This window comes from Cellulomonas sp. P5_E12 (assembly GCF_054049315.1).
Genome location: NZ_JBFUMP010000001.1, coordinates 1 through 21,808 on the forward strand (window position 1 = coordinate 1; position 21,808 = coordinate 21,808).

General features: G+C 73.5%; 20 protein-coding genes and 1 tRNA gene. 16 read left to right on the top strand and 5 right to left on the bottom strand.

Annotation, left to right across the window (positions count from 1 at the left end):
* The 4 genes from ACXJKA_RS00005 to ACXJKA_RS00020 all read left to right on the top strand — a co-directional run.
* On the top strand, positions 1–806 hold an 806-nt coding region (locus ACXJKA_RS00005; protein ID WP_456823105.1), incomplete at its 5' end, for a molybdopterin-binding protein.
* Complete coding sequence (locus tag ACXJKA_RS00010; RefSeq protein WP_456823106.1) at positions 806–1,402, top strand: GNAT family N-acetyltransferase; 597 nt, start codon at positions 806–808, stop codon at positions 1,400–1,402. The genes ACXJKA_RS00005 and ACXJKA_RS00010, both read left to right, overlap by 1 nt.
* 63 nt (positions 1,403–1,465) lie before the next feature.
* Positions 1,466–2,650 (top strand): hypothetical protein, encoded by a 1,185-nt coding sequence (locus ACXJKA_RS00015; RefSeq protein WP_456823107.1) that lies wholly within the window; start codon positions 1,466–1,468, stop codon positions 2,648–2,650.
* A gap of 63 nt (positions 2,651–2,713) precedes the next feature.
* Positions 2,714–2,786 (top strand) — tRNA-Ala (locus tag ACXJKA_RS00020).
* 135 nt (positions 2,787–2,921) lie between these two features.
* Here ACXJKA_RS00020 and ACXJKA_RS00025 read toward each other — a convergent pair.
* Positions 2,922–3,197: a GlsB/YeaQ/YmgE family stress response membrane protein gene (locus ACXJKA_RS00025; protein ID WP_456823108.1), complete on the bottom strand. Its 276-nt coding sequence runs from the start codon at positions 3,195–3,197 to the stop codon at positions 2,922–2,924.
* Between the two features lie 99 nt (positions 3,198–3,296).
* On the opposite strand from ACXJKA_RS00025, the gene ACXJKA_RS00030 reads away from it, so the two are divergent.
* The gene (locus ACXJKA_RS00030; protein ID WP_456823109.1) at positions 3,297–4,271 is read left to right on the top strand and encodes a bile acid:sodium symporter family protein; all 975 of its coding nucleotides are present in this window, start codon (positions 3,297–3,299) and stop codon (positions 4,269–4,271) included.
* Positions 4,272–4,337: 66 nt separating this feature from the next.
* Positions 4,338–5,804 carry a family 20 glycosylhydrolase gene (locus ACXJKA_RS00035; protein WP_456823110.1) on the top strand — a complete coding sequence of 489 codons (1,467 nt, stop codon included), beginning with the start codon at positions 4,338–4,340 and terminating at the stop codon, positions 5,802–5,804.
* 4 nt (positions 5,805–5,808) lie between these two features.
* On the opposite strand, the gene ACXJKA_RS00040 is transcribed toward ACXJKA_RS00035, so the two are convergent.
* On the bottom strand, positions 5,809–7,584 hold the full coding sequence (locus ACXJKA_RS00040) for a dolichyl-phosphate-mannose--protein mannosyltransferase (protein ID WP_456823111.1): 1,776 nt from the start codon (positions 7,582–7,584) through the stop codon (positions 5,809–5,811).
* A 74-nt stretch (positions 7,585–7,658) separates the two neighbouring features.
* Here ACXJKA_RS00040 and rsmI point away from each other — a divergent pair, with 74 nt between their 5' ends.
* Entirely contained in the window at positions 7,659–8,516 is an 858-nt protein-coding gene (rsmI, locus tag ACXJKA_RS00045; RefSeq protein WP_456823112.1) for a 16S rRNA (cytidine(1402)-2'-O)-methyltransferase, read from the top strand.
* Positions 8,517–8,576: 60 nt separating this feature from the next.
* Here rsmI and ACXJKA_RS00050 read toward each other — a convergent pair whose 3' ends face one another.
* Together ACXJKA_RS00050 and ACXJKA_RS00055 are read right to left on the bottom strand one after the other, a co-directional pair.
* The gene (locus tag ACXJKA_RS00050; RefSeq protein ID WP_456823113.1) at positions 8,577–9,515 is read right to left on the bottom strand and encodes a cytochrome d ubiquinol oxidase subunit II; all 939 of its coding nucleotides are present in this window, start codon (positions 9,513–9,515) and stop codon (positions 8,577–8,579) included.
* Positions 9,512–10,720: a cytochrome ubiquinol oxidase subunit I gene (locus ACXJKA_RS00055; protein ID WP_456823114.1), complete on the bottom strand. Its 1,209-nt coding sequence runs from the start codon at positions 10,718–10,720 to the stop codon at positions 9,512–9,514. The genes ACXJKA_RS00050 and ACXJKA_RS00055 overlap by 4 nt, the downstream gene beginning before the upstream one ends.
* Positions 10,721–10,868: 148 nt before the next feature.
* Here ACXJKA_RS00055 and ACXJKA_RS00060 point away from each other — a divergent pair, with 148 nt between their 5' ends.
* The 9 genes from ACXJKA_RS00060 (at position 10,869) to ACXJKA_RS00100 (ending at position 20,552) form a co-directional block, all read left to right on the top strand.
* Positions 10,869–11,987: a PQQ-dependent sugar dehydrogenase gene (locus ACXJKA_RS00060; protein WP_456823115.1), complete on the top strand. Its 1,119-nt coding sequence runs from the start codon at positions 10,869–10,871 to the stop codon at positions 11,985–11,987.
* Positions 11,988–12,019: 32 nt separating this feature from the next.
* Positions 12,020–13,813 carry a methionine--tRNA ligase gene (gene metG, locus ACXJKA_RS00065; protein WP_456823116.1) on the top strand — a complete coding sequence of 598 codons (1,794 nt, stop codon included), beginning with the start codon at positions 12,020–12,022 and terminating at the stop codon, positions 13,811–13,813.
* Positions 13,814–14,716 (top strand): TatD family hydrolase, encoded by a 903-nt coding sequence (locus ACXJKA_RS00070; protein ID WP_456823117.1) that lies wholly within the window; start codon positions 13,814–13,816, stop codon positions 14,714–14,716.
* A gap of 166 nt (positions 14,717–14,882) precedes the next feature.
* Positions 14,883–16,082: an aggregation-promoting factor C-terminal-like domain-containing protein gene (locus ACXJKA_RS00075; protein WP_456823118.1), complete on the top strand. Its 1,200-nt coding sequence runs from the start codon at positions 14,883–14,885 to the stop codon at positions 16,080–16,082.
* Between the two features lie 519 nt (positions 16,083–16,601).
* Positions 16,602–17,720, top strand: coding sequence for a ubiquitin-like domain-containing protein (locus tag ACXJKA_RS00080; RefSeq protein WP_456823119.1), 1,119 nt, complete (start codon positions 16,602–16,604; stop codon positions 17,718–17,720).
* A 68-nt stretch (positions 17,721–17,788) separates the two neighbouring features.
* Positions 17,789–18,727, top strand: a complete 939-nt coding sequence (rsmA, locus tag ACXJKA_RS00085) for a 16S rRNA (adenine(1518)-N(6)/adenine(1519)-N(6))-dimethyltransferase RsmA (RefSeq protein WP_456823120.1) — start codon at positions 17,789–17,791, stop codon at positions 18,725–18,727.
* Entirely contained in the window at positions 18,724–19,662 is a 939-nt protein-coding gene (locus ACXJKA_RS00090; protein WP_456823121.1) for a 4-(cytidine 5'-diphospho)-2-C-methyl-D-erythritol kinase, read from the top strand. Before rsmA ends, ACXJKA_RS00090 begins: the two co-directional genes overlap by 4 nt.
* Positions 19,663–19,710: 48 nt before the next feature.
* Positions 19,711–20,049: an ArsR/SmtB family transcription factor gene (locus ACXJKA_RS00095; RefSeq protein ID WP_456823122.1), complete on the top strand. Its 339-nt coding sequence runs from the start codon at positions 19,711–19,713 to the stop codon at positions 20,047–20,049.
* Positions 20,050–20,084: 35 nt separating this feature from the next.
* Complete coding sequence (locus ACXJKA_RS00100) at positions 20,085–20,552, top strand: SRPBCC family protein (protein WP_456823123.1); 468 nt, start codon at positions 20,085–20,087, stop codon at positions 20,550–20,552.
* Positions 20,553–20,597: 45 nt separating this feature from the next.
* On the opposite strand, the gene ACXJKA_RS00105 is transcribed toward ACXJKA_RS00100, so the two are convergent.
* Complete coding sequence (locus tag ACXJKA_RS00105) at positions 20,598–21,770, bottom strand: LCP family protein (RefSeq protein ID WP_456823124.1); 1,173 nt, start codon at positions 21,768–21,770, stop codon at positions 20,598–20,600.
* Positions 21,771–21,808 lie beyond the last annotated feature (38 nt).

The following is a 21,808-nucleotide window of genomic DNA, read 5'->3' on the forward strand; positions in this document are numbered from 1 at the left end:
ACGTCGTGCTGGCCGCGGGCACCCGGCTCGGCGCCCGCCAGCTGGCCCTGGCCGCCGCGATGGGCCGCGGCCGGCTGCGGGTCCACCCGACGCCGCGCGTGGTCCTGCTCTCCGTCGGCGACGAGCTGGTCGAGCCCGGCACGAACGCGGACCGGTCCGGCACCGGGGTGTTCGAGGCCGACGGGCACGCGCTGGAGGCCGCCGTCCGTGACGCCGGCGCGGCCGCGGTGCGAGTCGGCATCCTCGGCGACGACCGCGCGATCCTGCGCGAGGCGATCGAGGACCAGCTGGTCCGCGCCGACCTCATCGTCATCACCGGCGGCCTCTCCGAGCTGACCAACGACACGGTCAAGGACGTGCTGGCGCCCATGGGCAGCGTGCGGCTCGACCACATCGCGATGACGCCCGGGCAGCGGCACGGCTTCGGCACGGTCGCGGACGAGCTGGCCAGCGACAAGTCCGTCCCGATCTTCGCCCTGCAGGGGCACCCGGTCGCCGCGCAGGTGTCGTTCGAGGTCTTCGTCCGGCCGGCGCTGCGTGCCATGGCCGGGCACGCGGAGCTGTTCCGGCCGTCGGTCGCCGCGGAGGTCACCGAGGGCTGGCTGTCCCCGCCAGGGCTCCGCCAGTTCGTGCCCGCCACCGTGCTGGGCTCGCCCGACGAGGGGTACCACCTCACCCCGATCGGTGACCCGTCGGCGCCCACGATCAACGCGCTCGCGCAGGCCAACGCGCTCGCGGTCGTCGGCGAGCAGGACCTGACGGTGCATCCCCGCCAGGTGATCCACTGCCTCGTGCTGGAGGGTTGATGGCCCCGGGTTGGCCCACCGTGCTGGTGGAGGGCGACGTGCGGCTGCGCCCGCTGCGGCGACGCGACCAGGAGACGTGGATGGCACTGCGCGCGCAGAACGCCGCGTGGCTGGAGCCGTGGGACGCCACGAGCCCGGTGCCGGTGACAGGGCCGCGGCCGTCGTTCGGCACGTTCGTGCGCTCGCTGTCCTCGCAGGCGCGCGCCGGCGTCACGCTGCCCTTCGCCATCGACCTGCGCGGCACGCTCGTCGGCCAGCTCACGGTCTCCTCGATCACGTACGGCTCGCTGCGCTCGGCGGCCATCGGGTACTGGGTGTCGGAGCACGTCGCGGGCCTGGGCGTCACGCCGACCGCCGTGGCCCTGTCCACCGACCACTGCTTCACGGCGCTGGGGCTGCACCGCGTCGAGGTGAACATCCGCCCCGAGAACCGGCCGTCCCTGCGCGTCGTCGAGAAGCTGGGCTTTCGCGACGAGGGGCTGCGCGAGAAGTACCTGCACATCCAGGACCGCTGGTGCGACCACCGCACGTTCGCGCTGACCGTCGAGGACGTCCCCGACGGGCTGCTGGCGCGCTGGCGGGCCCGGAACGGGTGACGCACAGGCCGACACGCCGGGGCGGTCCCGGAGACGTGCGGCCCCGGCGCCTACCGTCGTGACGTGAACGATCTCGCAGGACCGGTCGCGCTCGCGCTGGTGGTCCTGTGGGTGGCGTACCTGGTGCCGCACAAGCTGCGGCACCGGCAGCAGCTGCTCGAGTCCCGGGCGGACGACCGGTTCTCCGAGGCGCTGCGCGTGGTCGCGGTGAGCGACCGGCGCATCCGCCAGGAGGCCGCCTCCGCGGAGTGCGGGCCGACGGCAAGCAGTACCGCGGGGCTGCTGACCCCGGGCAAGGGGCTCCCGGTGGCCACCGGGAGCGCGACAGGAGGCACCACCGTGGACCGACCGCACGGCACACAGGACCGGATCACCGCGGACGCGGCACGCMGCGCTGCCCAGGCACGCGCCGCCCGAGCGGCCTCGGTCGCCCGCCGCGCCGCTGCCGMGCGCCGACGCGCCGTGCTGGCGGGTCTGCTCGTGGTCGCGACCGTCGTCGGCTGGGCCGCCGTCGGGCTGAGCCCGCTGGTGACGTGGGTCGCCGGCGTCGTGCCCACCGTCCTGCTCGGCTCCGTCCTCGTGCTCGGCCGTCGTGCCGTCCTCGCGGGCCGCGAGGCCGACGAGGCCTGGGAGCAGAAGATCGCCGACGAGCGCCGCGTGGCCTCCGGGCCGCGCACCGGCGCGATGCGGGCGGTGGCGACCGCCTCGAGCGCGGCGGCACCGACCGCTCCCGCCAAGCCTGCCGCTGCCAAGCCTGCCGCTGCCAAGCCTGCCGCTGCCACGACCGCGGTTGCCAAGCCTGCGACCGAGACCACGACGACGGCCGCGCCCGCCGCGGCACCCATGGCCTTCGTCACCGGCCGCGCCGTCCACCCGTCCGACGCCAGCACCGAGATCTTCGAGCGCATCGTCGAGGACAAGGGCGAGTCCGACGGACCCGCCCGGCACGCGTCGACCGGGCAGGTCCCGGTGGTCGGCCGCTCGGTGAGCGACCGCGCGACGTCCACCGACGAGGACGAGGCGTGGTCCCCGGTCCCCGTGCCCCGCCCGACCTACACGATGAAGGCGTCGGCACCCCGCCGCGAGCCCGCCCCGCTGGACAACCTCGAAGGCTCGACCGCTGCTCGCGCGGCCGAGGTCGAGACGCCCGCCGACGCCGAGCGCGCACCCCTCGAGGCGCCGGTCGAGACGACCGGCAGCATCGATCTGAACGCCGTCCTGGCGAAGCGTCGCGCAGCCGGCGAGTGAGCGGCGTGGCTCTGGCGATTTCGCGATAGGCCCAACGCTGGTGTTAGTCTTTAGCCCGCTCGCGGGGCTGTGGCGCAGTTGGTAGCGCGTCTCGTTCGCAATGAGAAGGTCAGGGGTTCGAATCCCCTCAGCTCCACCCGCAGACGAAGGCGGCCTCCCCTCGGGGAGGCCGCCTTCGCCGTTCTCCAGGTGTTCTCGTCGCCTGCGTGAAATCTGGTTCGGGAACGACGAAGGCGGCCCCCGCGGTGGGGGCCGCCTTCGATGAGCAGGCTCAGATCAGGCTGCGGCGGCGGCTGCGGCTGCCGGTGACCGCGGCCACGCCGACCGCGGCGAGGACGACCTGGAACAGGAGCTCGATCCAGTCGACGCCGGCGGTGTCCTGCACGCCGACCAGGCTGGCCAGCCACGTGCCGATGAGGGCCGCGACGATGCCGATGACGATGGTCAGCAGGATCGAGATGCGCTGACGACCGCGTACGAGGAGACGGCCGAGGATGCCGATCACGGCGCCGATGATGATGGCGGAGATGATGCCTTCGGGGGTCATGGGAACTCCTTGACTTCGAGGGGTTCGTTCGGGTACGACGAGTGAATCTAGGGGGGATCCGCCAGATCCGCGCGCCGAGCGCGGTGACAGACTGTCGCCGTGCCCTTGATCGCGCCCGTCCGGACGCTCCGCGGATGGGTCGATCCGCTGGTGGTGCTGATCCTCTCCGCCCTGCTGCTGGGGCTCCTGCTGCCGGCCCGCGGCGCCGCGGCCGACGTCCTCGACGTGCTGCGCACCGCGGCGATCGTTCTGCTGTTCTTCCTCTACGGCGCCCGCATGTCGACGGGGGAGGTCCGCGCCGGGCTGCGCAACTGGCGGCTGCAGGKGTCGATGCTCGCGGCCACCTACGTCGCGTTCCCGCTGCTCGGGCTGCTGGTGCAGCTGCTGCCGGACGCGCTCGTCTCGCCCGAGGTCAAGACCGGTCTGCTGTACCTGTCCCTGCTGCCGTCCACGGTGCAGGCCTCGATCGTGTTCACCTCGGTCGCACGCGGCAACGTCGCGGGCGCGATCACGGGGGCGACGATCTCGAACCTGGTCGGCATCGTGCTCACGCCCCTGCTGGTCGGCCTGCTCCTGGTGCGCACCACGGGAGGCGTCGGGAACCCGGCGGGCATCCTGCTCCAGCTGCTGCTGCCGTTCGCCGTCGGCCGGCTGGCGCACCGCTGGATCGGCCCCTGGGTCCGGGCGCACGCGCGTCTGACCCGCGTGGCCGACCGCGGCTCGATCGTGCTCATCGCCTACGCCTCGGTGAGCGCGGCGACGGTCTCCGGCGCGTGGGCGCACGTCACCTGGGTCGCCGTCGTCGTCCTCGTGGCGGTCTGCGCGGCGATGCTCGCCACGATGCTCGTGCTCACGTGGACGGGAGGCGGGCGGCTCGGGCTCGATCGTGGCGACCGGGTCGCGCTGCTCATGTGCGGGTCGAAGAAGAGCCTGGCGACGGGCCTGCCGATGGCCGCCGTCCTGTTCAGCCCGACCCTCGCCGCCGCCGTGGCCCTGCCCGTGATCGTGTTCCACCAGCTGCAGCTGGCGACATGCGCGGTGCTCGCGCGCCGGCTGGCCGCGCAGGTCGAGTAGCGTCTCCCCGGAACGATTCGACAGAGTCGATCCGAGCCCATCAGCACACCCCGCCGAGGAGCTTTCGTGCCCGACGTCATCGCCGTCGTCCCCCAGCCAGTCGTGCTCGACCGGACCGCCGACGCGCCGTTCGTGTTCACCCAGGCGACGACCGTGGTCGTCGACGGCCGCCCCGACCTCATCGGCATCGCGGTGCTCGCCGCGGACCTGCTGGGACGCGTCAGCGGGCACGCGGTCGAGGTGCGCTACGCCGAGGCCGGAGCGTCCGACATCGTGCGGCTCCGGCTGGTCGACTCCCTGCCGCCCAGCGACGAGGCCTACCGGGTGGTCGCGCGCAACGGCCGCGTCGACCTCGAGGCGCGGACGCCCGCCGGTCTGGTGCGCGCCATCGTCACGCTGCGCCAGCTGGTGGTGACCGCTCCCGGCGGGACCGTCCGGGTGCCCGCGGTCCGCATCGAGGACTGGCCGCGCTACGCGTGGCGGGGCCTGTCGGTCGACGTCGCGCGGCACTTCGTCACCGTGCCGGACCTCAAGGTGATCATCGGCCTGATGTCGCACTACAAGCTCAACGTGCTGCACCTGCACCTGACCGACGACCAGGGCTGGCGGCTGCACGTGCGGTCGAGGCCGTTGCTCACGCGGCTGTCCAGCAGCACGGCTGTGGACGGCGACCCGGGCGGCTACTACTCGGCGGAGGACTACGCCGACATCGTGGCGTTCGGCGCGGTGCGCGGGGTCCGCGTGGTGCCCGAGATCGACGTCCCCGGGCACGTCAACGCCGCCACGCACGCCTACGGCGACCTGACGCCGTCCGGGGAGCCGACCGACGAGTACACGGGCATCGAGGTCGGCTTCAGCCGGCTGCACGCCGACCTGCCCGCCACCGGCCCGTTCCTGCGCGAGGTGTTCGCCGACGTCGCCGCCATGACGCCGGGCGAGTACGTGCACATCGGCGGCGACGAGGTGCTGACGATGGAGGCCGACGAGTACGCCACGCTCGTGGCCGCCGCCTCGGACGCGGTGCGCGCGGCGGGCAAGAAGGTGGTCGGCTGGCAGGAGATCGCGCACACGCCGCTGGAGCCCGGCACGGTCGTGCAGTACTGGGACACCCGGGTGGACCCCGCGCCGTTCGTCGCCGCGGCCCAGGCCGGGGCGCTGCTGCTCATGTCGCCGGGGTCGAAGGCCTACCTCGACATGAAGTACGACGCCAGCACCGAGCTGGGCCTCGAGTGGGCCGGGCACATCGAGCTGCGCGACGCCTACGACTGGGAGCCGTCGACCCTCATCGAGGGCGTGCCTGCGGAATCGGTGATCGGCGTGGAGGCGGCCGTCTGGACCGAGACCCTGCGCGACCTGCCGTCGCTCGTGCAGATGCTGCTGCCGCGCCTGGCCGCGGTCGCCGAGGTGGCCTGGTCGGCGCCGGAGCGGCGCGACTGGGAGGACTTCCGCACCCGCGTCGCCCGCCAGGCACCGTTCTGGGACCGGCTGGGTCTGCCGTTCTACCGCAGCCCGCAGGTGGACTGGCCGAGCTGACCGGCTAGATCCAGGTGCGCAGCCACATGTGGGAGTGCCAGAAGTCGTACGGCACCACCCACGCGGACCAGATCGGGTAGAAGAACGCGCTGACCAGCACGATCAGACCAACCAGGAGCCCGCAGCCGATGATCGCCCACCGCCGGCCGCGGGGGTCCAGGTCCTTCGGGCCGACGACCAGCCCCATCACGTAGACCAGCGTGAGGACGACCCAGGGCGTGAACGCGATCGAGTAGAACGTGAAGATCGTGCGGTGCGCGTAGGCGAACCACGGCAGCCAGCCCGCGATGATTCCGGAGAGCACGGCGCCGGCGCGCCAGTCGCGGTACCGGAACAGCCACACGACCGCCACGATGATGGCCGCCGCCGCGCACCACCAGAGCACGGGGTTGCCCAGCGCGACGATCGCCTGCGAGCAGCTGGGGGCCCCGCACGCGTCCTGGGCGGCCTGGCCCGTGAGCCCTGAGACCTCGGTCGGGTAGAAGAACGACGTGGGCCGCCACTGCACGATCCACCCGAGCGGGTGGGCCGCATAGGAGTGCGGGGTCTCGAGACCGTTGTGGAACGCCCACATGTCCTGGTGGTACTTCCAGAACGAGCGCAGCGCCGGCGGCAGCCATTGGACCCCCTGGTCGGGGTTCTGCTCGGCCCACAGCCGCCCGTACGACTCCCGGTGCGCGAACCACGACCACCACGAGGCGAGGTAGACGGAGACCGCGATGCCGACCATCGCGACCCCGGCCACGATCCCGTCCTTGACGATCCCGGCCCGCATCCAGTGCCGGACCCCGATGGTGCGTCGCGCGGTGATGTCCCAGGCCACCGAGAACAGGCCGAACACCGCGAGGAAGTACATCGCCGACCACTTGGTGCCCAGCGCGAGGCCCAGCAGCACCGCCGCCGCGAGCCGCCACCAGCGGACCCCCAGGCGCGGACCGTCCTGGAGCTCCTCGCCCGCGTCGAGGCGCGCCGCGGCCCGGTCCGCCAGCCGTCGTCGGGCCTGGTCTCGGTCCAGCAGCAGCGCACCGAACGCCGCGAGCAGGAAGAACATGAGGAACGGGTCGAGCAGGCTGATGCGCGCCATGACGATCGCCTCGCCGTCGACCGCCATGAGCAGGCCGGCCGTCGTGCCCAGGGCCGTCGACGCGAACAGCCGCCGCCCGATGCGCGCGACCATGAGCACCGCGAGCGTCCCGCAGATGGCCGCCGACAGCCGCCACGCCGCCGAGCTGTCGACCCCGCCGCCGACGTGGATGCCGAGCGCGATCAGCCACTTGCCCACCTGCGGGTGCACCACGTACTCGCCGACGTTGGTCAGCCCGCTGGTGTCGCCGGCCTCGAACGCCGGGTTGGGGTTGTCGCCCCACTGCGCCTCGAAGCCGTTGACCAGCAGCGAGTACGCGTCCTTGACGTAGTACGTCTCGTCGAACACCAGCTTGTGCGGCCGGCCGAGGTCCCAGAACCGCAGGAGCCCGCCGAGCAGCGTCACCGCGAGCGCCCACGCCCAGCCCGTCAGGCGGGCGCGCGGGTCGCGGTCGAGCGCCAGGCTGTCGTCGCCGAGCAGCCGGCGCAGGAACCGGCCGCGGTGCGACTCCTGCGGCCCCTCCACGGCGCGCGGCTCACCGTCGGGCACGACCTCGACCGGGACGTCGGTCTCGGTGGGCGCCGACGCGACCGCGGGCAGGTGATCCGTCGGTGCGTCGTCGGGACCGGGGGAGGCGGCGGCGACTCCCTGACGTTCGGTCAGGGTCGAGGCGTCGGCGTCTCCGGTGGGCGGCACCGGGTCATCGTAGGGGTGGGGGCTGTGCTGCGGGAGGGGTCCGTCCAGGTGGCAGGCTGCACGGTGTGACCCCCGTGAGCCCCTCCGCGCAGACCCCGGGCCGCCTCGTGCTGGCCGCGACGCCCATCGGCAACACCGAGGACGCGTCCGCGCACCTGCGACGGCTGCTCGCCGAGGCGGACGTCGTCGCCGCGGAGGACACGCGGCGGCTGCGCGCGCTCGCCGCGCGGCTCGGCGTGGACATCGGCGGCCGGGTGGTCAGCTTCCACGAGCACAACGAGGTCGAGCGGTMGGCGGAGGTGCTCGCGGTCGTCGCGGGCGGCGGCACCGTCGTCGTCGTGACCGATGCCGGCATGCCCGCCGTCTCCGACCCTGGCTTCCGCGTGGTGGGCGCGGCGGTCGCCGCCGGGCTGCCCGTCACGGCCGCGCCCGGGCCGAGCGCGGTCCTCACCGCCCTCGCGCTGTCGGGCCTGCCGACCGACCGCTTCTGCTTCGAGGGCTTCCCGCCCCGCAAGCCCGGGGAGCGGGCGCGGGCGTTCGAGCTGCTGGCCGACGAGCGTCGGACGATGGTGTTCTTCGAGGCGCCGCACCGACTGGACGACACGCTGGGGGCGATGGCTGGGGCATTCGGCCCCGACCGGCCGGCCGCCGTCTGCCGCGAGCTGACCAAGACGTACGAGGAGATCGTCCGTGGCCCGCTCAGCGAGCTGGCGGCGTGGGCCTCGGCCGACCAGGTGCGCGGCGAGATCGTCGTCGTGGTCGGCGGGGCGGTGGGCGCCGTCGAGCTCTCGACCGCCGACCTGGTGGCCGAGGTGCTGTCCCGCGCGGACGGTGGGGAGCGTCTGAAGGACGCCGTCGCGGAGGTCGCCGCCGCGGCCGGCGTCCCGAAGCGCGACCTGTACGCGGCGGCCCTGGCGGCCAAGACCCGCTGACGCGAAGCTCGGCACGGCCGACCACCGCGTCACCCGGGGCCTGGTCGAATCGCGCCTCCCTCAGTAGAAGACCGCGTCGCGCGGGCCGACCGGGTGGCGGAACGTCCACCAGACCCACGACTGGGCGGCGAGCAGCACCGGCACGCACGCCAGCAGGACCGGGCCGAGGTCCGGCACGGGCGAGGCGGTCTCGACCAGGCGCGGTGCGAGGGCGACGGCGGCCGCGCCCACGGGCAGCGCGCCTCCGACGACGACCGCGACCAGCGCCCGGTGCAGCCGACCGTCCGCGAGCGCGGGCCGGGCCACGAGGGCGGATCCGGACCCGGCGGCGACCACGAGCGGGAGCAGGACCGCGGTGACCGGGCTGTCGGCGGGCACGAGCACCACGTACGCGACGGCCGCGGCGGACAGCAGGCCAGCGGACGCCGGGAGGGCTCGCAGCGCCAGCCAGGCGGCACGCTCGCGCAGGACGCCGGCCGTCCGGGTGGCGACGAACGTCGCGCCGAGCACGCGCGTCACGGCGACAGCCGACACGCCGGTGAGGACGGGGACGACCACCCGCGCTGCGACGGACGGCTGCGGCAACCAGACGAGCGCCCCGCCGAGCAGCGCGCCCGCGACGAGCGGCAGCGCGACCGACGCGGCCACGATCACGTGTTCCCAGCCCGCGCGCCACCGTGCCCCGGGGCGCCGGCTGCGCAGCCAGACACCGGCGTCGCGCAGGACCCAGGCGACGAGCAGCGCGATGACCAACGGGTACGCCACGAACCAGAGGTCGCGCTCGAGCGCGGGGAAGCCCGCGAGCAGCAACCCGGCCGCGGCGACGAGCCAGACCTCGCCGGCCAGCAGGAACGGGCCGAGTGCCGTGAGGACGGTCCGACGCTCGCCTGGGGTGCGGCCGACGGTGCGCAGCGTCGCCCCGAGGCCCTGGTTCATCCCGTCGAGCACCGCCCAGCCCGYGAGCGAGCCCGCGAGCAGGACGGCCCACAGCGCGGTCATCGCGACGACTCCGCGAACGTGAGGACCTCGTCGGCCGCGCGGGCCCGCGACGGCGGCGCGCCGAGCGTCGGGTCGTCCGGACCACGACGGGCGAGCCGGGCGAGCACGAACCAGTCGACCACCGCGAGCGTCGCGATGAGCCCCACGAGCACCGTCAGGGAGACCAGGACGGTCGTGACGCTGTGCGCGGAGGTGGCGTCGGCGGTGGTGAGGACGCCGACGACCACCCACGGCTGCCGGCCGATCTCGCGCGCCAGCCAGCCGAAGATCGCGAGCACGAACGGTGCCGGCAGGACCACCGTGAGGAACCCGTAGAACCCCCGCCGCAGCCCGAGCGGTAGCCGGAACAACGCCCCGCGGACCATGAGCAGCAGCATCGGGACGGCGCCCAGGAACAGGGCGAAGCCGCCGAGGATCATGAACCCGAGCGCGACGCCGGCCACCGGGGACTGCGGTGCCTCGTCGGCACGGTCCGAGAAGTAGGAGAACTGCGAGAACCCGAAACCGACCGCGAGCAGCGCACCGAGCGCGCCGACGATCACGCCCGTGCGCAGCGACCGCTGGAAGAGCTCGTCGTGACCCGTCTCCCGGCGCAGGTGCCACGCGCTGATCCCGATGACGACGAACGCTCCGGACAGCAGGCACGCGCCGATGACGTGGCCCAGCGAGAGGACGGCCGCAGGATTGAGCACCAGCGCCGCGGTGTCGGTGACGTGCGCGACGCCGTCGACCAGCTCGTAGCCCACCGGGTGACGCAGGAAGCCGTTGGCCACCATGACCGCGAACGCGGACGCATACCCGGTGAGCACGACGAGCCAGAACACCGCGGTGTGCACCCACCGGTTGAGCTGGTGCCACCCGAACACCCACAGACCCAGCAGCGTCGACTCGAGGAAGAAGGCAACCATCGTCTCGACAGCCAACGGGGCGCCGAACACCTCGCCGGCCACGTCCAGCAGACCGGGGAAGTGCAGCCCGAACTGCAGCTCGAGCAGGATGCCCGCGACGATCCCCAGCGCGTAGTTGACCAGGTAGAGCTGGCCCCAGAACCGTGTGGCGCGCTCGTGCACGTCCCGCCCGGTGACTGCCCACCGGGTCTGGAAGACCGCGACCACCGGTCCCAGGCCGAGGGTCACGAGGACGAACAGGAAGTGGATGCCGGCCAGCAGCGCGAACTGCGTGCGGGCGGCGTCGACGGCGGTCACGACGTGGACGCTAGGCGCGTTCCTGGGCCCGGGACCCCGGTCCCAGGGAAAGACCGGGGACGGTTCCGGGTGGCCCCCGACGCGTTCGGGCGGGCGGCTCAGGGTGGTCCCGGAGTGCGCGGACCCCGGGGCCGTGCTGGGCTGGAGCATGAGCTGGCTGGGTCGCGCGGTCGCGGCGGGCGTCTGCGTCGTCGCGCTCGCGGCCTGTGGTCCCGGCGAGACGGCGCCGAGCCCGTCTCCCGCAGCGTCGTCGTCCTCCTCTGCATCGTCCCCGGCCACCGTCGAGGTGACGTCGGTCGACGAGATCATCGGCGACCTCGACGTCCCGTGGGGTCTCGCGTTCCTGCCGGACGGCGAGGCCGTGGTGACGCTCCGCGATGCCGCGCGCCTGATCCTGGTGGGAGCGGACGGCGCCGCGACGACGGTGACGGGACCCGGCGCCGACCAGCTGACGGACCTCGTCGTCCCCGCCGGCGAGGGCGGGCTGCTCGGCGTGGCGGTGCTGGGCTCGTCGGGAAGTGCGGTCGACCTGGCCCTCTATGCCACGGCCGCCGACGACAACCGCGTGCTCGTCGGGACGCTCGACGGCTCGACGCTGGGGGAGCTGCGGCCGATCGTCACGGGCATCCACAAGGCGGGCAACCACGACGGCGGCCGGCTCGCGGTCGGGCCCGACGGGTACCTCTACGTCACGACGGGCGACGCCGGCGACCGCCCCTCCGCGCAGGACCCCGACAGCCTGAACGGCAAGATCCTGCGGGTCACGTCCGACGGAGACCCCGCGCCGGGCAACCCGGAGGACGGCTCGCCGGTCTGGAGCATGGGGCACCGGAACGTGCAGGGCCTCGGCTGGGCGCCCGACGGGCGGATGTTCGCGTCCGAGTTCGGGCAGGACACGTGGGACGAGCTGAACGTCATCGAGCCCGGGGGCAACTACGGCTGGCCGACGGTCGAGGGGCCGTCCGACGACCCCGCGTTCGTCGCGCCGGTCGCCACCTGGGCGACCGACGACGCCTCGCCGAGCGGGCTCGCCGTCACCGACGAGGGCGTGTACCTGGCCGCGCTGCGCGGAGAGCGGCTCTGGCGCGTGCCGCTGACCGCCGACGGCGTCGGGACGCCGCAGGCGCTGCTGGTGGGGGAGCACGGGCGTCTGCGCGCGGTCTCGGTGGCGCCGGACGGGTCGCTGTGGGTGGTCACCAACAACACCGACGGACGCGGCGACCCGCGCCCGGGCGACGACCGCATCCTGCGCGTGGTCGTCGGCTGAGGCGACGCGGCCTGCTCGCCTAGGATCGCGGCATGTCTCGCATCCTCTCGGCCGTCGCGTGGCCCTACGCGAACGGCCCCCGCCACATCGGTCACGTCGCCGGCTTCGGTGTCCCGTCGGACATCTTCAGCCGCTACATGCGGATGGCGGGCAACGAGGTGCTCATGGTCTCCGGCACCGACGAGCACGGGACGCCGATCCTGGTGCTGGCGGAGCAGGAGGGCGTGAGCCCGCAGGAGCTGGCGGACCGCTACAACCGGGTGATCGTCGAGGACCTGACCAACCTCGGGCTGAGCTACGACCTCTTCACGCGCACGACCACGCGCAACCACTACGCGGTCGTGCAGGAGATGTTCCGCACGGTGCACAAGAACGGCTACATGATCGAGCAGTCGACCATGGGGGCCATCTCGCCGAGCACGGGCCGCACGCTGCCCGACCGGTACGTGGAGGGCACCTGCCCCATCTGCGGGTACGACGGCGCGCGCGGTGACCAGTGCGACAACTGCGGCAACCAGCTGGACGCCATCGACCTGATCAACCCGCACAGCCGGATCAACGGCGAGACGCCGAAGTTCGTCGAGTCGAACCACTTCTTCCTCGACCTGCCCGCGTTCGCGAGCGCGCTCGAGGCGTGGCTGCGGACGCGCGAAGGCTGGCGCCCCAACGTCCTCAACTTCTCGCTGAACCTCATCGACGACCTGCGCCCGCGCGCCATGACGCGGGACATCGACTGGGGCATCCCGGTCCCGCTGGAGGGCTGGGAGGACAACCCGAACAAGCGGCTCTACGTGTGGTTCGACGCGGTGATCGGGTACCTGTCGGCGTCGATCGAGTGGGCGCGCCGCAGCGGCGACCCGGACGCGTGGCGCCCGTTCTGGAACGACCCCGAGGCCCTGAGCTACTACTTCATGGGCAAGGACAACATCACGTTCCACTCGCAGATCTGGCCGGCCGAGCTGCTGGCCTACGACGGTCGCGGGACCAAGGGCGGCGCGCCGGGCGAGTTCGGCACGCTCAACCTGCCCACCGAGGTGGTGTCCAGCGAGTTCCTCACCATGGAGGGAAAGCAGTTCAGCTCGTCGCGCGGCGTCGTCATCTACGTGCGCGACCTGCTGTCCCGCTACCAGCCGGACGCCCTGCGGTACTTCCTGTCGGTGGCCGGCCCGGAGAACCAGGACTCGGACTTCACGTGGGCGGACTTCAAGACGCGCACCAACTCCGAGCTCGTCGCCGGGTGGGGCAACCTGGTCAACCGCACCGCGAGCCTGATCCACAAGAACTTCGGCGAGGTCCCGACGCCCGGCGAGCTGCTGCCCGTGGACCAGGGCCTGCTCGCGACGACCGCGGCGGGGTTCGGCAAGGTCGGCGACCTGCTCGGCGGGCACCGCAACAAGGCGGCGATCGGCGAGGCGATGCGGGTGGTCCAGGAGGCCAACCGCTACATCTCCGAGACCGAGCCGTGGAAGCTCACAGGCGACCGCGACCGCCTGGGCACGGTGCTGCACACGGCCGCGCAGGCGGTGAGCGACGCCAACACGCTGCTGGCACCGTTCCTGCCGCACTCGGCGCAGAAGGTGCACGAGACGCTCGGTGGCACGGGGACGTTCTCCCCGCTGCCGCGGATCGAGGAGGTCACCGACCTCGACGACGACTCGCGGCACTACCCGATCATCACGGGCGACTACGAGCTCGGCCGGACGGTCGCGCCGTGGGCGTCGAACCCGATCGTGCCGGGGACGCCCATCGGCAAGCCGGTGCCCGTCTTCACCAAGCTCGACGACTCGATCGTCGAGGAGGAGCTCGAGCGGCTCCGGCAGGCCTGAATGGCGCGCACCAGGGATCGCGGTTGGCCCGAGCCGCCTGAGCCCCTGCCGGTCGCGGTCGTCGACAACCACACGCACTTCGACACGGTGCTGCCGTGGGAGGCGGACGGCTGGGATCCGAGCCTCGATGACCACTTGGCGCGCGCCGCGTCCGTCGGCGTGACCCGGATGGTGCAGGTGGGCTGCGACCTGCCCGCGATCGCGTGGACGGACACAGCCGTGCGGGAGCACCACCAGCTGCTCGGCGCCGTCGCCATCCATCCGAACGAGGCGGTCCGGCACGCGGAGGTCGTCGAGCACGCGCCCGACGGCCTCGACCCGGAGGAGCCGTACGACGTCTCGTTGGCGGACGCCATCGACGAGGTGGCCAGGGTCGCGCGAAGCAACCCCCGCATCCGCGCCATCGGCGAGACCGGCCTCGACCACTTCCGCGCCGGGCCGCGAGGCAGGGCCGTCCAGCGCGAGGCGTTCCGCGCCCACATCGCGCTGGCCAAGGAGCTCGGCCTCGCGCTGCAGATCCACGACCGCGACGCGCACGACGAGGTGGTCGAGGTGCTGCTGGCCGACGGCGCCCCGGACCGCACGGTGTTCCACTGCTTCTCCGGCGACGCCGGGCTGGCACGCCTCGCGGTGGACTACGGGTGGTACCTCTCGTTCGCCGGCCCGGTCTCCTTCAAGGCCAACGACGAGCTGCGCCGGGCGCTGCGCGAGGTCCCCCCGAGCCTGCTGCTGGCCGAGACGGACGCGCCGTACCTGACCGTGCACCCGTTCCGCGGCCGCCCGAACGCGCCGTACCTGCTGCCGGGGACCGTCCGCACGATCGCCGAGGTGACCGAGCGACCCCTGCCGGACGTCTGCGCCGACCTCTCGGCGACGTCCGAGGCGGTCTACGGGACGTGGTGAGGCATATGTCCCGTTCTGTCGGGGGACACACGGGTGACCGCGGTCCCGCAGGGCGGATCTCGACTACCCGCTCTGGTCACGGATCGGTTACGGTCGGTGCTGCCCGACGCGCACCTGGACACCTGTCCGATCGCCGCGGCAGGCACCGGCCGAGAGGAACCACCGCGTGAGCCCCGTCCAGGAGCGTGCGACGCAGCGTCGCGGACTCCGTGGACGGCGAGCCGTGCGGGTGGTGGCCCAGGCCGCCGTGCTCGCCGTCGTGGCGGGTGCGACGAGCGCGTTCGCCGTGCTGCACAAGACCGTGACGGTCGACGTCGACGGCACGTCGGTGCAGGTGGAGGCCTTCGGGCGCACGGTCGGGGACATGCTCGCGAGCGGCGACATCGCCGTCGGCGAGCGCGACCTGGTCGCCCCCGCGGTCGACCAGCCGATCTCCCGCGCCGGCCAGATCGTCGTGCGGCACGGGCGCGAGATGGCCGTCGAGGTCGACGGCGCGCAGCGCGCCGTCTGGACCACGGCGCTGACGGTCGGCGAGGCCGTCGACGGGCTCGGGCTGCGCGACGACGAGGTGCGCCTGTCGGCGTCCCGTTCCGCGGAGCTCGGGCGGGACGTGCTCCGGGTCTCGACGCTCAAGACCATCCACCTCGTGGTCGACGGCCAGGTCATCGACGGCGTGAGCAGCGCGGCCACCGTGCGCGACTCGCTGCGCGACATCGGCCTCGTGCTGGAGGACGGCGACCAGGTCTCCGTGCCGCTCGACGCCACCGCGGTGGACGGCCTCGTGGTCCTGGTGACCCGCGCGAGCACCGGCGGCGAGACGGTGACCGAGGCCGTGCCGTTCGAGTCCCAGGAGGTCGAGGACCCCGGGATGGTCAAGGGCAACTCGGTCATCACCACCAAGGGCCGGGCCGGCGTGCGCACCACGACGTACGAGCTGCAGGTGGTCGGCGGCGTCGTCGTCGGCCGCACCCCGCTCGCCTCGGTGGTCACGACCGCGCCGGTCGCGCAGGTCACCAAGGTCGGCACCGCCGAGCTCCCGGACCCCACCGTCGTCGCCGTCGCGCCGGGCACCGCACAGGCCCTGGGCAAGGAGCTGGCGGCGGCCCGCGGGTGGGGCGACGACCAGTTCGCGTGCCTGCTCTCGCTGTGGAACCAGGAGAGCGGCTGGCGCGTCAACGCCGCCAACAGGTCCTCCGGTGCCTACGGGATCCCGCAGGCGCTGCCGGGCTCGAAGATGGCGTCCGTCGGGGCCGACTGGCAGACCAACCCGGCCACCCAGATCACCTGGGGCCTCAACTACATCGGCGGGCGCTACGGCAACCCGTGCGGCGCCTGGGCTCACCACGAGTCCGCGGGCTGGTACTGATTCACCGGTTTCACCCGGTGCATGGGCAATTGGCCGTGTGACGGCGCTCACGCCGACTGACGTGGGGCGACGCTCGATGTGGGCGCGAAAACGGCACAGATCTAGCGCGGAGCCGGGTAGGCGCGCTTGGCAATCGGGTCACGATCCGGTTACGGTCGGTCTCGCCTCGCGATCTGGACATCGGCCCACCTGTGCCGAGGGCCGGTCCCGCTGGGCGTCGGCGCCCGCTCCGTGTGGGCCGCCGTGACGGCCGGATCGGGGATCCGGAACTGACGGGTGACGCCCCCCTCCGGGCGTCCGCAGGGCCTCCGGGTCCATCGCCAGGTGTCGCACACGCGGCGCGCTCCGCCCCCCGTGCCCGGGCACCTCGACGGCTGGAGCCCCGTGCAGTTCTCGACCCTCACCCCTGGTCCTTCCGCGCGATCCCGCGCCACGTCCGAGCCCGAGAGCCCGGACCAGCCCCGCACGAAGGACCGTCGGTCCGGTCGGGCACGCATCCTCCCCATCACCGCCGCCGCTGTGGCACTCGTCCTCGCGGGCGGATCGGCAGCGTTCGCGCACGCGCAGAAGTCCGTCACGCTCGACGTGGACGGCAACGTCACGCAGCTGAGCACGTTCGCCGGCTCGGTCGACGGGCTGCTGAAGAACGAGGGCGTCGTCGTCGGCGCCCGTGACGTCGTGAGCCAGGACGGCTCGCTGGGCGAGGGCGCGGAGATCGTCGTCCGCCACGCGCACCAGGTCGCCGTGAACGTCGACGGTCAGGAGCAGTCCGTCTGGACGACCGCGCTGTCCGCCGACGAGGCGCTCGACTCCCTGTCGGCCCGCGGCCAGTCGGTCGCGCTCGTCGCCTCACGGTCCGCCGCCGGCGGTCGGCCGGAGATGTCCCTCGACCTCGCCGTGCACGGGCCGGCCGACGTCGTCGTCGACGGGCAGACGCTGCCGGTCGTCGACGCGGACGCGCGCGTCGCCCAGGTGCTCGGCGAGCTCGGCGTGACGCTCAACCCGCTCGACCGCGTCTCCGTCGTGCGCACCGACGCCGGTCGTGTCCAGGTCGTCGTGAACCGCATCGTCACGCAGGACGTGACGACGACGCAGGAGGTCCCGTTCGCGTCGAGCACGCAGCAGGACGCGGCGCTGTACGTCGACCAGAAGCGCACGGTCACCGCGGGCGTCCCCGGCGTCCGCACGATCGTCGAGCGGGTCACCACGGTCGACGGCGCCGAGTCCGGCCGCGTCACGCTGTCCGACGCGGTCACCCAGGCCCCCGTGGACGAGGTGCTGAGCGTCGGCACGAAGGCGCGCCCGGTCGTCGTCAAGAAGGCGCCCGCAGCCAAGGCTCCCGCGGCCGCCGGTGCACCGGCGTCGGCCGGCACGCCGGTCACCGCCGGTGGCAGCGCCGACTCCCTGAACTGGGCGGCCCTGGCCCGCTGCGAGTCCGGCGGCAACCCCGCGTCGGTCTCCGGCAGCGGCAAGTACTACGGGCTGTACCAGTTCTCCCTGAGCACGTGGGCCGCCGTCGGCGGTTCCGGTCTCCCGTCGCAGGCGTCGCCCGACGAGCAGACCGCTCGCGCCAAGATGCTCTACAACCGCTCGGGCGCCGGCCAGTGGCCCGTCTGCGGGAAGAACCTGTTCAGCTGATCGCCTCAGAAGCCCCCGTCCGGTCGTCCGGGCGGGGGCTTCCGGCGCGCTCGCCTAGGCTCGTGCGCATGTCGACCACCACCACGCTGCTCGGGCCTGCGGAGATCCGCGAGCTGGCGGAGCGCGCGGGCGTGCGCCCGACCAAGCAGCTCGGCCAGAACTTCGTGCTCGACGGCGGCACGGTGCGCAAGATCGTGCGCCAGGCCGACGTCGCCGACGGCGACCGCGTGGTGGAGATCGGCCCCGGCCTCGGCTCGCTGACTCTGGGCCTGCTGGAGGCCGGCGCGGACGTCGTCGCCGTCGAGATCGACCCGACGCTCGCCAGGCTCCTGCCCGGCACGGTGGCGCGGCACGTCCCCGGGCTGACCGTGGTCGCGGGCGCCGACGACGAGCCCGTGGTGCTGCGCGACGCGGCCGGCCGCGACCGCCTGACGATCGTGCTCTCCGACGCGCTCGACGTGCGCGAGCTCCCGGGCCCCCCGCCCGTGGCGCTCGTCGCCAACCTGCCCTACAACGTCTCCGTGCCGGTGCTGCTCACGTTCCTCGAGCGGTTCGACTCGCTCGAGCGGGTGCTCGTCATGGTCCAGGCCGAGGTGGCCGACCGCCTCGCCGCGCCCCCCGGCAGCCGCACCTACGGGGTCCCGTCGGCGAAGGCCGCCTGGTACGCGTCCGCCCGGCGGACGGCCACCGTCGGGCGGACGGTGTTCTGGCCGGCCCCCAACGTCGACTCGGCGCTCGTGCGGTTCGACCGTCGCGAGCCGCCGGTCACGCAGGCCTCGCGGGAAGCCGTGTTCTCGGTGGTCGACGCCGCGTTCGCGCAGCGCCGCAAGATGCTCCGGTCGGCGCTGGCGACCCTCGCCGGCTCCGCGGACGCGGCCGTCGCGGCCCTCGAGGCGGCCGGCGTCGACCCGCAGGCCCGTGGCGAACGGGTGGACATCGGCGGCTTCGCGCGCATCGCGGAACACCTCGGGCCGGTCGCCGGGCGACCTGGCACAGTGGAGCCGTGACGCTGACCCCCGTGGCCCCGCTGCCCGAGCACGAGGTCAAGGTCCGTGCGCCGGGCAAGGTCAACCTCTCGCTGCGGGTAGGTCCGCGCGAGGACGACGGGTACCACGCCGTGTCCACGGTGTTCCAGGCGGTGTCGGTGTTCGAGGAGGTCGTCGCGACGCCCGCCGACCGCCGCGAGCTCAGCGTCAGCGGCCCGCAGGCCGAGCTGGTGCCCACCGACGAGACCAACCTCGCGCTGCGTGCCGCGGCCCTGCTCGCCGAGCACGCCGGCATCGACGACGGCGTGCACCTGCACCTCAACAAGGGCGTGCCCGTGGCGGGCGGGATGGCCGGGGGGTCCGCCGACGCCGCGGCCGCGCTCGTCGCGTGCGACGCCCTCTGGCGCACCGGCCTGAGCCGGGACGACCTGCTGTCGCTGGCCGCCGAGCTGGGCTCCGACGTGCCGTTCGCGCTGGCGGGTCACACGTCGGTCGGCTCGGGTCGGGGTCACCTGCTCACGCCCGCGCTGTGCCGCGGGGAGTTCCACTGGGCGTTCGCCGTGCAGGACCGGGGGCTGTCGACCGCCGCGGTCTACGCCGCCTTCGACGAGCTGCACGGCTCGGCGATCGTGCCCGACCAGGAGGACGACGTCCCGCTCATGCAGGCGCTGCGCGCCGGCGACCCGCGGGCGCTGGGCGCCGCCCTGCACAACGACCTCCAGATGGCGGCCCTCGAGCTCGACCCCGGTCTGGCCGAGCCGCTCGCGGTCGCGCAGGACGCGGGCGCGCTGGGCGTCGTCGTCTCCGGCTCGGGGCCCACGATCGCCGCCCTGGGCCGCAGCCGGCAGCACGCCCTGGTGCTCGCGGCGGCGTTCACGGCCTCCGGGGTCGCCGACCGCGTGCTGACCGGCGCCGGCCCGGTCGCGGGCGCGCGCGTGGTCAGCACGACGGACTGAGCCGCACACCCCCTTGACACCTCTTCGTCAGGCGCGATACTTAAGCGTATGCTTAACAATGGCGAGCTGGACAAGGTCTTCAAGGCCCTGTCCGACGCGAGCCGACGCGCGATGGTCGAGCGGCTGGTACGCGGCCCGGTCTCCGTCAGCCAGCTCGCGGAGCCGTTCGCGATGTCCCTGCCGGCCGTCCACCAGCACCTCGCCGTGCTCGAGGACGCGGGCATCGTCACCTCGCACAAGATCGGCCGCGTCCGCACGGTCCAGCTCGCCACCGACGCCCTGACGGGAGCCGGCCAGTGGATGGGCCGGCAGCGGCTCCCGGCCGAGCGCCGGCTGGACCGGCTCGGCGACTTCCTCGCCGCGCCGACGGTCGACGACACCGCATGACCCGCAGGACCGAATCACCGGAGAGGACGACCTTCATGACCACGCAGACCACCAGAAGCGCCGCGCACGCGACCTTCGTCATCGACCGCACGTTCGACGCGCCGATCGACCGGGTCTGGGACGCGTTCGCCGTCCCGGAGCAGCACGCGCAGTGGTTCGGCAGCGACGAGAACTTCACCGAGACCGAGGCCTCCGAGGACTTCCGCGTCGGCGGGCAGGCCGTCCAGGACGGCCAGTGGCACGGCGGGCCGACCAGCCGCTACGTCGCCACCTACACCGACATCGTCGAGCGCGAGCGGATCGTGTCCACCTACGACATGTGGGTGGCCGACGAGCACCTGTCGACGAGCGTGACGACCACCGAGTTCGAGGCCGTGGACGGCGGGACCCGCGTCACGTTCACCGAGCAGGGCGTCTACCTGGACGGCAAGGAGGACGGCAGCGGGCGCGAGGAGGGCTTCCGCGGCATCCTCGAGACGCTCGCGGCGTACCTCGCGCGGTGAGCCGCGAGGCGGTCGAACCCGGCCGTCGTGTCGGGTTCTGCCAGCTCAGGCGCAGCCGGTGGCGCCGTCGGCGGATGTCAGGACGCCGTCCGGCGGCRTCCACGGGGTCTCGACGGCCGGGGGAGGGGTGGCGGGGTCGGCCGCCGCGACCGGCGGCGGCGGCGCCTCGCCGACCGGTTGGTCCGCGGCGATCCGCGCCCACAGCTCGGCGGCGTCCGGCGTGGCCTCCCGACGGTTCTCGTCCGACCGCGCCACCGCCGTGGGCATCGACGCGAACACGATCCGGTCCGCCTGCAGGTTGCGCAGCGAGAGACCGAAGCCGGTCAGGTCGGTGAGGTTCCGGAAGCCGGAGCTCGCCGTCAATGAGCTCGTCGCGGCCTGGGCGAACTGCAGCAGCGCCGTGGGGCTGGTCAGGACGTCGCGGCTCAGCAGCGACCGCGCCATCGCGGCCATGAGGTCGTGCTGGCGGGTGATCCGGCCGGTGTCGGAGCCGTCGCTGATGTCGTGCCGGGCGCGGGCGAACTGCACGGCCGTCGTGCCGTCGAACACCTGCGGCCCGGCCTTGACGTGCAGGCCGGTCAGCGAGTCGTCCAGGTCGGTGGGCAGGCACATCGGCACCCCGCCGATGGCGTCGACCATGTCGCGCAGCCCCACGAAGTCCACGAGCACCAGCCCGTCCAGCCGGACGCCGGTGAGGCTCTCGACGGTCTTCCACGTGCACCCGGCGGCGGACTCGACGTCGTGGCCGTGGTCCCAGCCGACCGCGAACGCCTCGTTGAACTGACGGTTCGACCGTGCCTCCGTCGTGGACCCGTCCGACATCGTGCAGGACGGGCGGTCGGCCAGCAGGTCGCGGGGGATGGACACCAGCTCGACCCGGGACCGGTCCGCGGCCACGTGGGCGACGATCGTGGTGTCGGAGCTCATCCCCTCGTTCGCGCCGCCGATCGACGCGTTCTCGCCGCTCCGGTCGTCCGACCCGATGATCAGCAGGTTCACCGCGGACCCGGCCCGCGCATCGCCCGGGGCCGACGCGCTGGCCGAGGGACGCGATCGCTCGTCGCCCACCAGGCCGGTCAGGTCGACCTCCTCGATGTTGGACTGCAGGCTCAGATAGACCGCCGCCGCGCCACCGGCGCCGAACGCCAGCAGGCCGACCACTCCGAGGCCGACCGCCCGCGGCCATGTCCGACGGTGCTCCCTCGCGTGCTGCGTCATCCTTCGGACGCTAGCCCGCAGGTCAGGGACCGTATCGG